18 protein-coding genes and 1 tRNA gene are annotated in these 13,779 nt (G+C 58.7%); 13 read left to right on the forward strand and 6 right to left on the reverse strand.

The genetic code is table 11. The annotated features are described in order from the left end of the window. Positions 1 to 41: 41 nt before the first annotated feature. Together HNR46_RS01715 and HNR46_RS01720 are read left to right on the forward strand one after the other, a co-directional pair. The gene (locus HNR46_RS01715; RefSeq protein ID WP_184015189.1) at positions 42 to 1,622 is read left to right on the forward strand and encodes a trypsin-like serine peptidase; all 1,581 of its coding nucleotides are present in this window, start codon (positions 42 to 44) and stop codon (positions 1,620 to 1,622) included. 113 nt (positions 1,623 to 1,735) lie between these two features. Further along, complete coding sequence (locus HNR46_RS01720) at positions 1,736 to 2,188, forward strand: c-type cytochrome (protein WP_184015190.1); 453 nt, start codon at positions 1,736 to 1,738, stop codon at positions 2,186 to 2,188. Positions 2,189 to 2,324: 136 nt separating this feature from the next. Here HNR46_RS01720 and mscL read toward each other — a convergent pair whose 3' ends face one another. From mscL to HNR46_RS01745, 5 genes are all read right to left on the reverse strand, one after another. Next, complete coding sequence (gene mscL / locus HNR46_RS01725) at positions 2,325 to 2,726, reverse strand: large-conductance mechanosensitive channel protein MscL (RefSeq protein ID WP_184015192.1); 402 nt, start codon at positions 2,724 to 2,726, stop codon at positions 2,325 to 2,327. Between the two features lie 36 nt (positions 2,727 to 2,762). Then, positions 2,763 to 4,028, reverse strand: a complete 1,266-nt coding sequence (locus HNR46_RS01730; protein ID WP_343076005.1) for a competence/damage-inducible protein A — start codon at positions 4,026 to 4,028, stop codon at positions 2,763 to 2,765. Positions 4,029 to 4,067: 39 nt separating this feature from the next. Further along, a complete protein-coding gene (rsfS, locus tag HNR46_RS01735; RefSeq protein WP_184015194.1) occupies positions 4,068 to 4,424 on the reverse strand; it encodes a ribosome silencing factor in 357 nt (118 codons plus the stop codon). A gap of 57 nt (positions 4,425 to 4,481) precedes the next feature. Next, positions 4,482 to 5,177, reverse strand: a complete 696-nt coding sequence (gene rnc / locus HNR46_RS01740; RefSeq protein WP_184015196.1) for a ribonuclease III — start codon at positions 5,175 to 5,177, stop codon at positions 4,482 to 4,484. Between the two features lie 60 nt (positions 5,178 to 5,237). Continuing rightward, a tRNA-His gene (locus HNR46_RS01745) sits at positions 5,238 to 5,313 on the reverse strand. An 89-nt stretch (positions 5,314 to 5,402) separates the two neighbouring features. Here HNR46_RS01745 and HNR46_RS01750 point away from each other — a divergent pair. Next, positions 5,403 to 5,699: a Smr/MutS family protein gene (locus HNR46_RS01750; RefSeq protein WP_184015198.1), complete on the forward strand. Its 297-nt coding sequence runs from the start codon at positions 5,403 to 5,405 to the stop codon at positions 5,697 to 5,699. On the opposite strand, the gene HNR46_RS01755 is transcribed toward HNR46_RS01750, so the two are convergent. Beyond that, on the reverse strand, positions 5,653 to 6,177 hold the full coding sequence (locus tag HNR46_RS01755; RefSeq protein WP_184015200.1) for a cob(I)yrinic acid a,c-diamide adenosyltransferase: 525 nt from the start codon (positions 6,175 to 6,177) through the stop codon (positions 5,653 to 5,655). The genes HNR46_RS01750 and HNR46_RS01755 overlap by 47 nt on opposite strands. Before the next feature lie 68 nt (positions 6,178 to 6,245). Between HNR46_RS01755 and HNR46_RS01760 the strand changes: the two genes are divergently transcribed. From HNR46_RS01760 to cysT, 10 genes are all read left to right on the forward strand, one after another. Beyond that, complete coding sequence (locus HNR46_RS01760; protein ID WP_184015202.1) at positions 6,246 to 6,983, forward strand: 7-carboxy-7-deazaguanine synthase QueE; 738 nt, start codon at positions 6,246 to 6,248, stop codon at positions 6,981 to 6,983. 93 nt (positions 6,984 to 7,076) lie between these two features. Further along, positions 7,077 to 7,466, forward strand: coding sequence for a hypothetical protein (locus HNR46_RS01765; RefSeq protein ID WP_184015204.1), 390 nt, complete (start codon positions 7,077 to 7,079; stop codon positions 7,464 to 7,466). Between the two features lie 13 nt (positions 7,467 to 7,479). Continuing rightward, the gene (locus HNR46_RS01770; RefSeq protein WP_184015206.1) at positions 7,480 to 8,145 is read left to right on the forward strand and encodes an HAD family hydrolase; all 666 of its coding nucleotides are present in this window, start codon (positions 7,480 to 7,482) and stop codon (positions 8,143 to 8,145) included. A gap of 96 nt (positions 8,146 to 8,241) precedes the next feature. Next, entirely contained in the window at positions 8,242 to 8,829 is a 588-nt protein-coding gene (hpf, locus tag HNR46_RS01775) for a ribosome hibernation-promoting factor, HPF/YfiA family (protein ID WP_184015208.1), read from the forward strand. Positions 8,830 to 8,963: 134 nt separating this feature from the next. Continuing rightward, complete coding sequence (locus tag HNR46_RS01780) at positions 8,964 to 9,539, forward strand: RrF2 family transcriptional regulator (protein WP_184015210.1); 576 nt, start codon at positions 8,964 to 8,966, stop codon at positions 9,537 to 9,539. Further along, on the forward strand, positions 9,523 to 9,711 hold the full coding sequence (locus HNR46_RS01785; RefSeq protein ID WP_184015212.1) for a YezD family protein: 189 nt from the start codon (positions 9,523 to 9,525) through the stop codon (positions 9,709 to 9,711). Before HNR46_RS01780 ends, HNR46_RS01785 begins: the two co-directional genes overlap by 17 nt. Positions 9,712 to 9,818: 107 nt before the next feature. Further along, positions 9,819 to 11,090: a porin gene (locus HNR46_RS01790; protein WP_184015214.1), complete on the forward strand. Its 1,272-nt coding sequence runs from the start codon at positions 9,819 to 9,821 to the stop codon at positions 11,088 to 11,090. A 19-nt stretch (positions 11,091 to 11,109) separates the two neighbouring features. Beyond that, positions 11,110 to 11,862: a PTS sugar transporter subunit IIA gene (locus HNR46_RS01795; RefSeq protein WP_184015216.1), complete on the forward strand. Its 753-nt coding sequence runs from the start codon at positions 11,110 to 11,112 to the stop codon at positions 11,860 to 11,862. 20 nt (positions 11,863 to 11,882) lie between these two features. Further along, positions 11,883 to 12,902, forward strand: a complete 1,020-nt coding sequence (locus HNR46_RS01800; protein ID WP_184015218.1) for a sulfate ABC transporter substrate-binding protein — start codon at positions 11,883 to 11,885, stop codon at positions 12,900 to 12,902. Between the two features lie 51 nt (positions 12,903 to 12,953). Next, positions 12,954 to 13,778, forward strand: coding sequence for a sulfate ABC transporter permease subunit CysT (gene cysT, locus HNR46_RS01805; protein WP_184015219.1), 825 nt, complete (start codon positions 12,954 to 12,956; stop codon positions 13,776 to 13,778). Position 13,779: the final 1 nt, after the last annotated feature.

Genomic DNA, 13,779 nt, shown 5'->3' on the forward strand with positions numbered 1-13,779 from the left:
GTTCAACCTCGGCGAGCGTTTCCGCCTCCCGCCTCCCAGTCATGCGCCGATTTCTTTTTCCCGCTCTCGCGATCGTCTCACCCGCCTCCGCCTTGCAAATCCGGGAATACCTTGCCGCTTCTCACGATCGTTTCCTCAATTTCCCCTCGTCTCCCACCCCCAACCCCTCGTTCATCCATGCCGGCACCGACCTCACAGGAGTCGGCTGGTTCGCGACCAATAGCAACGTCCAGTTCGCCCTCGTCGGTCGCCAGCACGTGGTCACCGCCACCCATTACGCAGCTTCGTTTGGAATCGGCCAAAACATCCGCTTTTTGACTCCAGACGGAACCATCATCCAGCGCAGCATCGCCGCGAAAACAATCATCACGGATGATGGAGAATCCAGCGATCTCACTCTCATGCGCCTCGCCAGCCCCGTAGAGGCATCGACCGGAATCACTCCTCTCACCTACCTCAATCTCTCCAGCAACAACAGCTATCGCAACCTGCAAGCAGGAGTCCTTGGCATCACTGCACGCGGCGGCCAAGCCACCTTGGCCAGCGTCGATCCCTTCAGCCGCACTCTCAACTATGGGGAAACCGTCGGCGACCTCCAAACCCGATACGTCCACTTCACCTACACCTTGGATTCAGGGGGGGAAAACGATTGCTACTTCCAGGGTGGCGATTCCGGTAGCCCCACCTTCGTCGATGTCAACGGAGCGCCTGCCATCGTCGGGGTCCACAGCTACATCGCCACCACCGTCAATGCGGACTCCGAGGCGACTGCCTATCAAAATTACGACATCTTCGTGCCTGCCTATGTGTCAGAACTCGATGCGGTGATGGCTGCCGACGGCTACCGCATGCGTCCCGCATCCTTCACACCGACCACACTCTCGATTGCCAGCACAACGCCATCCGCACCGCGCCAGGGGCATCCCCTCATTTGGCCTCTCACCTTTTCCCAGGCAGGCTCAGGAACCACAGGAAACATCGAGCTGGAGGTCCCCATCGACGCGACATCGCCCGATACCATTTCCTCCACCACCGCGATCTCCTCTACGACCGCCGACTCCCGGATCCTCCGCCAGGCGACCCTGAGCAGCGGAACCACCGGAGAGGCCCAACTCGAATGGGCGACCGCGCCCTTCGTCGACACCCTTGAAATCGAAGTTCACCTCCGTTCCGACACCGCGTCGGAAACCACATCCTCTCTTCAACTCACTCTACTTCCGTCGTACCTCGCCTGGGCCTCCACGCTCGAAAACGCCGAGGAATCCGACGATCCCGATCAGGATGGCCTCTCCAACCTTCTTGAATATGCGCTTGGCTCCAACCCGCTCGACCCTTCGCCCCTTCTTTCCAATGGGTCGAATTCCCGCCCGATTCTGGAACAAACCCCAGACGGACTGCGCTTTTCCTTCCCCCAACGCACGGATGCCGCCGAGCGCGCCCTCACCTACCAAGTGGAAATCTCCGAGGACCTCCAGCAATGGACCACCACCCTTCCGGATGGAACGGTCGACACCACATCATCTCTCGAACCCGACCTCGATGGCTTCGCATCGCGCACGCTCGAATTCCCTCTTTCCTTGGTAAGTCGCTACCTTCGCTTGCGTATTGAACTCAACGAGTGAAGCCCGTCCCGATGACAGAATAATCGCCGCAAATGCCTCATGGCAGAAAACGCGGAGGTTGCGCAACACGGTGATGAGTTTCATGGTGAACCCGCATCAAGCACAGCATTCCAATGAACCGAATTTTGATCCTATTCCTTGCCTCGCTCGGCATCGCGGCCGCGCAAGACGACGCCAAAGCCAAGCTGATGGAAGCCGGCCAAAAGGCCTTCCCAACCTGCATGGCGTGCCACGGCCAAGACGGCAAGGGCCTCCCCATCGGTGATAAAAAAATGGCCCCGTCCCTTGCGGGCTCGAAAATCGCCAACGGCAAACCCGAAATTCTCGCTGCCGTCATTCTCAAGGGCATCGCCAAGGAAACTCAGGACTACATGGGGATCATGGCTCCTCTTGAAGCTGCCTTCGCTTCCGACGAGCAACTCGCCGGCATCATGACCTACATTCGCAACTCCTTCGGCAATGAAGCCAGCGTGGTGACTCCCGAAGAAGCGAAAGCATTCCGCACCCAATGGGCGGAACAGAAACAACCGATGACCCGGGCCAAAATCGAAGAACTCGAGAAATAACCCGAGAGCCTTCCTTTCCAGCCGGACTTCGACCGCAGCAGAACCCGCGCGGGCAGAAGTCCGGCATTTTTTGTGAAATGAAAAAGCCACGGCCCCTTGAGGTGCCGTGGCCATTGCTGGCGAAATGGAGATGGTCTCAGCTCTGAGCCTTCAGGAGATCGCGGATCTCCATCAGCAACTTCTCCTGTGCCGTCGGTGCGGCAGGTGCCGCCACGGGCTTCTCCGCCTCTTTCTTCAAGCCTGCGATCACTTTCTTCACCACGATGAACACCACAAAGGCGACGATCGTGAACGAGAGAAAGTCCTGAAGAAATTGACCCACTTTGATGGCCACCTCTGGAACGTCTCCGTTCGCTTCCTTGATCGTCCACTTGATGTTGGAGAAATTGATTCCGGCCAATAACATGCCCAGCGGAGGCATGATCACATTGTCCACCAATGACTTCACCACCGCCGAAAATCCGGCTCCAAGGATGAAGCCCACGGCCATGTCCACCAAGTTGCCTTTGAAGGCGAATTCTTTGAATTCTTTAAGCATATCGTTCTGAGGAGGTTGCGATGAAACCTGACGGGATTAGGGGCTGTCTGCAATGAGATTTGATTCTTCATGCTTCGCCACCGCCTGACGGATCAAATCGAGCGCACTCTGACTCACCATCCGTTTGAATCCTCGGCGGTCTCGCGGATGCATCTGGCGAACCACTCTCGGGGCTTTCCCTTGTTCCGCAACGCCCAGAAACACCGTCCCCACCGGCTTTTCTTCACTCCCACCCTCGGGACCCGCGATTCCGGTCACCGCCACCGCCAAATCGGCACCGGATGCCTTCAATGCCCCTTCCGCCATGGCCGCCGCCACCGCCTCGCTCACCGCGCCGTGCTCAGCCAGCACTTCAGCGGGAACTCCCAGCTCAGCCATCTTCGCTTCGTTGGCATAAGTCACCCATCCATGGGTCAACACCGCACTCGCACCGGGGACGTCCGTCACCCGGCTGGCGATCAACCCACCCGTGCAACTCTCCGCGGTAGCGAGCTTCAATCCTGCAACTCGCATCGCTTTCACCACCACCTCCTCCAAGGATTCTCCGGCCTCCGAAAAACACTGTTGCGAGAAGCTCTGCATCACCCGAGCCCGCCCGACATCGATCGCCTCTTGGGAACCAATCAAACGCACATCCACCTCTCCCAGCCGCGCACAATATCCGACTTCCAAGCCTTCTATCTGGGCCAAATCCGTGTCGACCTCCTGGTGCAAATCACTCTCGCCCACCCCGGCAAAGGTCATTTGCCGCATCTCGGATCGAAAACCACCGCCCGACAGTGCCCGCAATTTGGGCACCACCTCGGCCGCCCACATCGGATACAGCTCCCGCGGTGGCCCCGGCAGGAGAAATACAGCACAATTCGCCGCCTGGTTGAGCCGAGGAGGAATGTAGATCCCCGGCGCCGTGCCATGTGGATTGGGGAGCACCTCTGCCCCCACGGGAACCTGAGCCTGCTTGCGATTGTCCGGAGCCATCGGACGACCCCGCTGCGCGAAAAACGCCTCCAGCGATCGCAACGCCGCCTCATCTTCGATCAACTCGATCCCCGCCACTCCGGCGGCGGCCTCTCGAGTGATGTCGTCACTCGTCGGACCCAACCCTCCCGTGACCAAAACCACATCGGCCCGGCGAACCGCCTCATCGAGCGCTCCATGAATGGCCTCGCCATCGGGCACCGTCACCAAGCGGGAAACTCGCAAACCCAGCTTGAAGAGCTCCTGGCCCATCCATTGGCCATGAGTATTCAGCCGGGTGCCCAACAGCAACTCGCTGCCCGTATTGAGAATCTCGATGTTCACGACGGTTTCCCTACGCCAACCGTCGCCAATGTCCACCCGTCACTCCCAGTCCACTGACTTCGCGTCTCCCCAGAGACTCTCCAGACCATAGTAGTCCCGCATCTCCTCATGCATCACGTGAACCATCACGTCGATGTAGTCGAGCACCACCCAGCGGGTATCGGCCTTTCCTTCGGCATTCACCGGCATGGCTCCCGTCCAATCTTTCACATGCCCGCGGACGTCCCGCAGGATCGCCCGCAAATGCGGCATCGAGCCTCCGGAGCACACCACCATGAAATCGGTCAGTGTCGAGAGACCGCGCAGGTCCCATACCCGAATGTTCTCGGCTTGGATTTCTGCGGCGGCCTTCGCACAGGCGATGGCCAAATCTTTTCCTTTCGCTTGCTGGGTCATGTCGTTCGGGGTGCGGTCAGCATCATGCGTCGCACGTGTTCCGTTGTGTGAAAATTCTCACGCCTCTTTCTTCTCCCACAGGCGATTGCGGAGAGCCTCGGCTGCGGCGCGCGCCTCGGCTTCTTTCTTACTCTTGCCACGGCCTTGGGCCAGTTCCTTTCCGCACCACGTCACTCGCGCCTGAAAAACTTTGCGGTGATCCGGGCCAGTTTCGCCCAAAATCTCGTATTCTGGAGCTTCGGGACGCAAGGCCTGCAGGCATTCCTGCAATTCGCCCTTGGGATTCTTTTCCTCAGGACTCCCTGCCAGAGATTCGATCTCCTTCTGAAACAAGCGAAGAACCAAATCGCGTGCCGCCGTGAACCCCCCATCCATGTAAACCGCGCCGATCAGTGCCTCAAACGCATCAGCCAAGGTCGAAGTGCGACGGCGCCCACCTGTTGCCTCTTCGCCCTTTCCGAGCAGCACGAATGAGCCCAGGTCGATCGTCAGTGCGAACCGAGCCAGCGCCCGGCGCGAGACCAAGCGTGAGCGCAATTTGGTGAGAATCCCCTCCGGAAAATCAGGAAACATCCGGAAAAGATCTTCCGTCAGAATCAGTTGCAACACCGCATCTCCTAGAAATTCAAGCCGCTGATTGTCGAAATGCGGCCGGCGGGATTCATACGCCAAACTCGGGTGAGTCATGGCCTCCGCCAATAGGAAGGAGTTCCGGAATTTGTATCCGAGTCGGCTCTCGAGGTTCTGCTCCATGGTCAAGTACTGCCCTTCGCCTCTTCCTCCCGGAGCTTCACGAGCTCCCGATGAAAAAGGTGGGGTGACCGACGGGGCTCGAACCCGCGACAACCGGAACCACAATCCGGGGCTCTACCAACTGAGCTACGGTCACCGTTACTTTGCGGCGGGCGGAGACCTAAGTTGCCAAACGACATTTGGGAAGAGAAAAAACAGAAGATTTCATCAACTTTTTCGAAATCCATGGAAGAAGCTCATCAACACCCCATCACCGCGGAACTCGATCTCCACACCTTCCGCCCATCGGAAATCGGAGAACTCCTGCCCGAATACTTTCATGAATGCCAACTCCGTGGCATGCGGTCCGTCCGGGTGATCCACGGCAAAGGCACGGGAACCCTGCGTGAAGGCGTCCACACCCTGCTCCGCCGCCTCCCCAGCGTGGAATCCTTTCACTATCCCGCCAGCGTCGGAAGCTGGGGGGCGACCCAGGTCATCCTGCACGCGCCATCAGCCACAGCAGATCCGACAAACGATTGAAATACAGCCGAACACTCACCGAAATCGGACCTTCTGATTCGTGCAGCTCCCATGTCCTCCGCTCGGCTCGCCGGGCGATCGAACGGGCAAAATCCAGTCCCGCCCGCGCCAATGTACCGTCCGCACCTGGCCGCGCCCACCCGGTAAAACGAATGTCGCGATCCTCAAAGTTCTCAGCCTCGGACTCCAACCACTCCACATCGCCCGCCTCCACCCGATCGAATCCCTTCTCTCGATAACGTTCGACGTCCTCCGGCAAACAGGCCAGCTCACCCATCAACCCTACCAACTTGGCCTGAACACGATCCACAATCCCTTCGACCTCCTCGGAAAGCCCCGCTGCACGGGCCCATCCCAGCGCTGAATTCAATTCATCCAGCGTTCCTAGTACTTCGGCCCGCAGGCTGCTTTTCTGCATCCGGCGCCCGAACAACAGGTCGGTCTCACCCTCATCACCTCGCTTCGTCACGATCTTCACGGCCCCGAGCTAAACCTCGCATTCCCGCCTTTCACAACCCGCATTCCATCATCCATCCTGCCTTCCCCATGAAGCTTGCTCGCCTCGACAACTGCCCGGAAATCTTTCACACCCTTCAGGGTGAAGGAGTTTCCGTCGGCAAGGCCGCGGTCTTCGTCCGCACTTCCCGCTGCAACCTCCATTGCCGATGGTGCGACACCGACTACACTTGGAATTTCAAGGGCACCCCTTGGGAGCACGACCGCGGCATCAAGCACGACAAGGCTGCCTGCACCTTCGAGATCTCCCCCGCATCCCTCGTCGAACGACTCGCCACCTACCCCTGCCGCCATATCGTCCTCACCGGCGGAGAACCTCTCCTCCAACAAGAAGAATTGCTGGAAGCCATTCGGTCCCTCCGCCAGCTCGATCCAGAGTGGACCTTTGAAGTCGAAACCAATGGCACCCGCATCCCTGATCCCGCCTTCGAAGCCGTGATTTCCCAATTCAACGTCTCCCCCAAACTCGCCCATTCCGGGATGGACGCAGCCTTACGGATCGTTCCCGCAGCGCTCACCCACTTCGCTCGCAATCCCAAAGCGTGGTTCAAATTCGTCGCCTCATCCAACGCCGACATCGAAGAAATCGAAGCCCTCGCCCAAGCCCACCAAATCCCTGCCTCGCGCATTGTTCTCATGCCCGAAGGGCGCACTTCACAGGATCTCGATCGCCATTCCGCCGAGCTTGCCGCCCGCGTACTTGAAAAGGGCTGGCGATTCAGCGATCGTCTCCACGTTCGCCTGTGGGGCGATCGACGCGGCGTCTGACGACGGAATTCGGAAGGATTTCAGGTCCATTCCGCAAATCTTCGAAGATCCCCGCAACTTCCACCCCATCGTCGAGGTTTTCCCAACGAGACCATGAAACACGAATCGCCTGATCCCCTTGAAAACGATCCTCTCTGGGATCTCCTGCGGCAGTCGCCTGCCCGCCAGGCGGGGCCACGATTGGTGGATGATACATTGCGCGCAGCTCGCCTCGCAGGGCAGGACGATCCTTGGTGGAAAAAAATCGTCATTCCCGTTTCCCTCGGCACCTTTGCTTCCGCAGCCACGGCCCTCATCGTCGGCATGCTGGTTCTCCGCAATCCATCGCCGCAAGCGTCTCAGAACCTGGCAGATCGCACTCCGCAGGCCTACGAAAGCTTTGAGTTCCTCGATGAATATGCCCGCTCCGAAGCGATCGAGATCGTTGCTGAAAATCCAGCAGATTATACCGACGCCGAGCTGGTCAGTTTGATCGCTTTCTGATTCGACGGGCTCCGTGACGGAAGCCCTCATCTTCGACCTCGACGGAACCCTCGTCGAATCCCTATCCGGCATTGCCGTGGCCCTCAACGCCGCGCTCAAAGAATCCGGACTCCCCAGCCATTCAGAAGCTGCCGTGCGCGGATTCATCGGAAATGGCTCGCTGGAACTCGCCCGGAAGGCCCTTCCCGATGACAGTCCCATCAACGCGGAAGCCCTCGAGGCAGCCTTCCGCCGGCACTACGCGGAAAGTTGGGCCACCGGCACCCATTTCTACCCGGGCATCCTCGAAATGCTCCAATCCGTTCGCCACCTCCGGCTCGCCCTCCTTTCCAACAAGCCCGATCCCTTCACCCAAGAGATCGCAAGCCGATTGTTTCCCGAATCCACCTTCGACCTCGTGCTCGGTCACTCCACGCGCTTTCCACGCAAGCCCTCTCCGGATTCCACTCTCGCCATCCTGAATGCCTGGGGAGTCCCCCCGCACAACGCTCGCTTCGTCGGTGATTCCTCCATCGATCGAGCCACCGCATCCGCCGCAGGTGTCCCCTTCATTGGGGTCACTTGGGGCTACCATCACGATGCCGATCTCGGCCCCATCACGATCGACACCGCGGCGCAACTGCCATCGATTCTCGACGATGCAAGCGATTCTTCCCATGCCGCGATTTTCTCAAGTTAGGCATGGCGTACTCGAAGAATCTGTCACATTGTCAAAGGTGGATAAGGCGGATGAAACCGCCGTCCCATTCACCTGAAACCAAACCAAATCAAAGCGATGCAAACTGAAAACGTGAACCTGCCCATTACGGTCACCGTTCGTCACGAAACCGTCACCGATTCGCTGCGGGAGTATGCGCACAAAAAGATCGAAGGACTCCACCTCGACTACCCGCGCATCATCGAAGCCAAAGCAATCCTCGACGTTCAGAAAAACCGCCACATCGCCGAAATCATTCTATTCTGCGCCAACCACATCGTCATCGAAGCCCACACCGAAGGAGGTGACATGTACGCCGCCATCGACGAGACGATCGACAAAATCGCCCGGCGCATGCGCAAGCAAAAGACCCGCCTCATGAAGAAGCGGAGACCTCATCGCAATGAGTCCATTCGCTACATCGACGAGAGCTACTTTGATGAGTCCGCCCTCGATCACCCTGCCGAATCCGAGCACGACCCGGAACCCTTCATCGTCCATCGCGAACGCTACGGCATCCGCGAAATGTACAAGGAAGATGCCGTGATGGAGCTTGAGCTCACCGATCGTCCATTCGTGCTCTACAAGAGCGCCCGCCGCGGTTGCCTCACCATCCTTTGGCGCCGAGGTGACGGCGAATACGCCTCCTTCGATGTGAAGGACTGAGATTCCCCGATTCTCTGAGCCCACTGCCGACTTCCCCATTGGGGGAGTCGGCATTTTTTTGCCCTAAAATCCCAAATTTCTAATTTATACTTGCAGGTAGGGTTTTAATCCCTACAAATCCGTCCAGATTTCGCATGCACCTTTCCAAGAAAGCCGAATACGCGCTCCGTGCCATGATTCACCTCGGCATTGCCTCCGAACTGGGTTTGGCCAACGTCGCGGGAGTTGACCTCGCTGAGGCCAATCGGCTGCCTTTGAAATTTGTCGAGCGCATCCTTCAGGAACTCCGAGATGCGGGCTTGGTCGAAGCCAAGCGGGGCAAGTCCGGGGGGTACTCTCTCGGCTGCTCTGCTGATGCCATCCGCATTGGCGATTTGGTGCGACTGATGGATGGTCGCCTCGCCCCCATTTGCTGCGCCAGCGAGGGTGCGTATCAACGCTGCACCTGCCCCGACGAAGATCATTGCGGCCTGCGCATGTTGATGATCGACGTTCGCAATGCCATCGCCAGCATCCTGGACCGCTACACGCTTTCCCAAGTCGTCGAAGTCACCCTGCGGAAAATGCGCCGCGATGGCGTCGCCCCCCCCTTCGCCAACCTTGCTTCCATCACCGAGATTCAGGTCCCTCAACGCCGCCGCGCCGACCCAGCAGACGGCTTCCTCGCAGGACTTTCTCAACTCGCCACCCACCATGAAACCGAAGACTGATGCGTCCCCAAGCACCACCCTTCCCGCCGATTCCTGGCTGGAAGTGGTGCGGGAAAAGGTTTCCCGACTCCAGTTCGGCTCCGTTCAGGTGACCGTCCATGATGGACGTGTCACTCAAGTCGAAAGCATCGAACGCACCCGCTTTCCTCAACCGGGAAGATCTCAGGGCTAACGACCCTTTGTTTGCTCGAATCTCACGCTATCCGCACGAGCGGAAGCTCTCATCACCTTCTGCGAACGCCCACCGGACCACCGGAGACGGACGCTCTGCAGAATATCATGAAACTCCCTGACCGTTCCGGTCCTCCATTTCCCAATCCACGGGCACTCCATCGCCCTCTCCGGCGGAATCTCACTCCCGCCACCCGCCTCACCACTCAAGTCGTACTCACGCAGCTTCGGCTTCCCAAAGCTGTCGCCATCCTCCTTCTCGGCGGGACCTCGACGCTTCAAGCCTACGATTTCCTCGGTTCCCCGACGACCGAAGAAACAGCAGAATTCAATCGATTTTGGCGGGGCTGGATTCTCTACCAAAATGGAGAGAATTCCATTCTCCAAGAGTTCAAGCTCCGGGGGCGCTACCAAGGACAATACTACGATGTTGACGCCCGCCAGGGATCGGACAGCGATTGGGAAGACCGACGCTCCCGATGGGGCTTCGACGCTCTCCTTTTCGATTCCCGACTTGAGGCGAGGTTCGACGTCCAGAGCAATGATGGATTCCGCGACCTCTACGACGGCCTCGTCGATGCCTACCTCCGCTGGCACGCCAGTGAATCCCTTACCGTGACCCTAGGCCGCACAAAACCCTTCATCGGCTACTACGACTGGCTGCAATCCTCCAACAGCCAACCCACATTCGAGCGCTCCCAGATCTTCAATCAACTTCAAGTCGACCGGGCGACCGGCTTCACCATCGAAAGCACCTACCACGACTGGAGCTGGCAAGCAGGAGTCTTCTCCAATTCTGTCGACCCTGACCGCAATTCCTTCACCAGCGCCTTTGGGGAATTCAATGCTTCATGGAGCCTTTCCCTCGGACTCGGATATGACTTCTCCGAATCGACGAGGCTCGATCGGGCTGAACTTCACCTGAACGCCCTCCACAACGAACGAGATGCCGACAGCAATCTCCTCACCCGCTATCAAGACATCGTCTCGGCCACATGGTGGGTTCAAAATGGGCGCTGGAGTGCGGTCGCCGAAGGATACTGGGCGACAGGCGGCGAAGGCTCGGACGGCGATGTGCTTGGGGCATTCCTGCAAGGAACCTACGACCTGATTCCCAAACGACTTCAGTTGGTAGGCCGCTACTCTTTTGCTCTCGGCGACGGCATTGCCAGCGTGCGCGGTCAGCGTCGCTACGAGGCTACCGTTTCCGCAGCCACCGGGGACACCTACCAAGCCGTCTACCTGGGTGCCCAGTACTTCATCCACGGCGACAAACTCAAGCTGATGGGAGGAGGAGAATTCGCCTCCCTCCAGGGGGGGGCCACAGGCCGCGACGTCTCCGGCTTCACCTGGCTCTCAGGCCTTCGCTTTTCATTCTAACACTAATCCATCTACCACCATGCAACCTCAAGTTCTCAACAACGAGCTACAGCCATCCGACGCCATCACCGTCGGTGAGCTTGCCGCCGCCTTCGGCTGGTCGATTCGATTCATTGAAGGTCTCGTCCGCGGTGAAAGACTCCCCGCCGAAGAGATCGACGGACAACTTCGATTTCATCGCGACGAAGTCGTCGACTGGCTGCAGCAGAAAATCCATATTCTCGACTCTGCCCATGTCTCCGAATTGGAGAACCGGATCGAAAGTGAGCTTCTCGACAATGGAACGTTCCGAACCCATCGCAGCGATCGCCTAGCCTCACGGCTGCCTCTTCGCGGAATCGCCCTCGATCTCGAAATCGAATCGAAGACAGAAGTTCTCCGGGCCCTCGTTGAGATCGCGGCAGGAACCGGACATCTCCACGACCGTGACCACCTGCTCGCATCCCTCATCGATCGCGAAGAGTTATGCAGCACGGCTCTGCCCGGTGGTGTGGCCATTTGCCATCCTCGACGACCCATTTCCTCATCTCTCGACCGGCAAATCCTCTGTGCCCTGAGAACGGCCCACCCGATCGAATTCGGTGCCGAAAACGGTGAAGATACTCAGCTCTTCTTCCTCCACTGCGCCCCTGACGATCGCTCCCACCTCCATGGCCTCGCCCGACTTGCGAGAGTTCTCCATCACGGAGGAACCGCGGCCTTCCTCGCCGCAAACGACCCCGAGCATTTCAAAGAAACCCTTTCCTACCTCGAAGCCGGCCTCAGCCGCTGAACTTTTGCCCATTTCACCTCATGAAACCAAAGACCATTCTCCTCCTGCTCGCCACCCCCGTCGTGTTTCTCGGACTCGCGGCGTGCGATGCTTCCAAGGACTCAGGACCAAAAGTTCACTTGCTCAATGTGTCCTATGATCCCACTCGAGAACTCTACGAGGATTACAACACCCTGTTTGCCCAACACTGGAAGGAGCAGACCGGCGAAACCGTCGAAATCGAAGCCTCTCACGGAGGCTCCGGCAAACAAGCACGCGCCATCATGGATGGCTTGGAGGGAGACGTGGCCACCCTCGCTTTGGCCTATGACACCGACGCCATCGCCGCCGAAACTGGAATCCTCCCTGAGAACTGGCAGTCCCGCCTTCCTCACAACAGCAGCCCTTACACCTCGACCATCGTTCTGGTGGTTCGCAAAGGGAATCCAAAAGGAATTCGAGATTGGCCAGATCTGATCCAGCCTGGCATTCAGGTCGTCACGCCCAATCCCAAGACATCAGGGGGTGCCCGCTGGAACTATCTCGCCGCCTGGGCCTACGCCAAAAGGGCCGGTGATGGTAGTGACGGCTCTGCCCGCGACTTCCTGCGCGCGCTCTTCAAGAACGTTCCGGTTCTCGATACCGGTGCCCGTGGAGCCACCACCACCTTTGCCCAGCGGAAAATTGGCGACGTCTTCCTTTCATGGGAGAACGAAGCCTTCCTCATCGAGAAGGAATTCCCCGGAGAGACCGAAATCGTCGTTCCCTCCATCAGCATCCTCGCTGAGCCAGCCGTGGCGGTGCTCGACAAGAACGCGGAAAAGCACGGCACCTCCCAAGTGGCCCAAGCCTATCTTGAGTATCTCTACTCACCCCAAGCACAAGACCTCATCGGAAAGCACTACTACCGTCCCCGTAGCGAGGAGACTGCCGCCAAGTATGCGGACGTTTTCCCGAAGCTGAACCTGGTCACCATCGACGAAGAATTTGGCGGCTGGAAAGCAGCACAAGCCACTCATTTTGCCGATGGCGGCGTCTTCGATCAAATCTACACACCCTAACCCCTCGGGCGGGGACTCACAAGGTTCCCGCCCTCTCCACCCACCATCACCATGGCCCTCATTGCACGACGCATTCTTCCCGGGTATGGGCTCACATTGGGCATCACCCTGGCATTTCTCTCCTCGATTGTTCTGGTGCCCCTCGCCGCTCTCTTCCTGAAAGCGGCTGGCTTGGGTCCTTCGGATTGGGCCAGGATCCTCACCTCTCCACGCACCCTCGCCGCGTTCCGACTCACCTTTGGCGCCAGTGCGGCGGCCGCCGGGGTATCGACGGTCTTCGGCCTTCTCATCGCCTGGGTGCTCGTTCGCTACCGGTTTCCTGGTCGGCGGATCCTCGATGCCATGGTCGATTTACCGTTCGCACTTCCGACTGCCGTTGCGGGAATCACTCTCGCCCAACTCTATGGCCCCCGAGGTTGGATGGGCCAAGTTCTGCAAGCCCTCGGAATTCAAGGGGCCTATAGCCCCTTCGGGGTCTTCATTGCCCTAACTTTTATCAGCTTTCCCTTTGTTGTTCGCACCGTCCAACCGGTTCTGGAAGATCTCCAACCCGATGCAGAAGAAGCTGCGGCGACTCTCGGTGCAAACCGCCTGGTCACCTTTCGACGAATCCTCCTCCCCACCCTCTTTCCAGCCCTGCTAACCGGCTTCACCTTGGCCTTCGCCCGGGCCATCGGAGAGTATGGCTCGGTGGTCTTCATCTCAGGAAATCTTCCCTTCAAAACGGAGATCCTGCCGCTGCTGATCATCGGACAACTGGAGCAATTTCACTACTCCGCCGCCGCCGTGATCGCCGCTTCCATGTTGTTGGTTTCCTTCACCCTCCTCTTCCTTATCAACCTTCTCCAAAGGCGCCTCGTCGCGCGCTCCCACTGAG

This window comes from Haloferula luteola, assembly GCF_014201715.1.
GTDB classification, from domain to species: domain Bacteria; phylum Verrucomicrobiota; class Verrucomicrobiia; order Verrucomicrobiales; family Akkermansiaceae; genus Haloferula; species Haloferula luteola.

Coding starts and splice junctions, on each gene's coding strand:
- HNR46_RS01715 (WP_184015189.1), top strand. CDS start 42: ATGCGCCGATTTCTTTTTCCCGCTCTCGCGATCGTCTCACCCGCCTCC.
- HNR46_RS01720 (WP_184015190.1), top strand. CDS start 1,736: ATGAACCGAATTTTGATCCTATTCCTTGCCTCGCTCGGCATCGCGGCC.
- mscL (WP_184015192.1), bottom strand. CDS start 2,726: ATGCTTAAAGAATTCAAAGAATTCGCCTTCAAAGGCAACTTGGTGGAC.
- rsfS (WP_184015194.1), bottom strand. CDS start 4,424: ATGACCCAGCAAGCGAAAGGAAAAGATTTGGCCATCGCCTGTGCGAAG.
- rnc (WP_184015196.1), bottom strand. CDS start 5,177: ATGGAGCAGAACCTCGAGAGCCGACTCGGATACAAATTCCGGAACTCC.
- HNR46_RS01750 (WP_184015198.1), top strand. CDS start 5,403: ATGGAAGAAGCTCATCAACACCCCATCACCGCGGAACTCGATCTCCAC.
- HNR46_RS01760 (WP_184015202.1), top strand. CDS start 6,246: ATGAAGCTTGCTCGCCTCGACAACTGCCCGGAAATCTTTCACACCCTT.
- HNR46_RS01765 (WP_184015204.1), top strand. CDS start 7,077: ATGAAACACGAATCGCCTGATCCCCTTGAAAACGATCCTCTCTGGGAT.
- hpf (WP_184015208.1), top strand. CDS start 8,242: ATGCAAACTGAAAACGTGAACCTGCCCATTACGGTCACCGTTCGTCAC.
- HNR46_RS01780 (WP_184015210.1), top strand. CDS start 8,964: ATGCACCTTTCCAAGAAAGCCGAATACGCGCTCCGTGCCATGATTCAC.
- HNR46_RS01785 (WP_184015212.1), top strand. CDS start 9,523: ATGAAACCGAAGACTGATGCGTCCCCAAGCACCACCCTTCCCGCCGAT.
- HNR46_RS01790 (WP_184015214.1), top strand. CDS start 9,819: ATGAAACTCCCTGACCGTTCCGGTCCTCCATTTCCCAATCCACGGGCA.
- HNR46_RS01795 (WP_184015216.1), top strand. CDS start 11,110: ATGCAACCTCAAGTTCTCAACAACGAGCTACAGCCATCCGACGCCATC.
- HNR46_RS01800 (WP_184015218.1), top strand. CDS start 11,883: ATGAAACCAAAGACCATTCTCCTCCTGCTCGCCACCCCCGTCGTGTTT.
- cysT (WP_184015219.1), top strand. CDS start 12,954: ATGGCCCTCATTGCACGACGCATTCTTCCCGGGTATGGGCTCACATTG.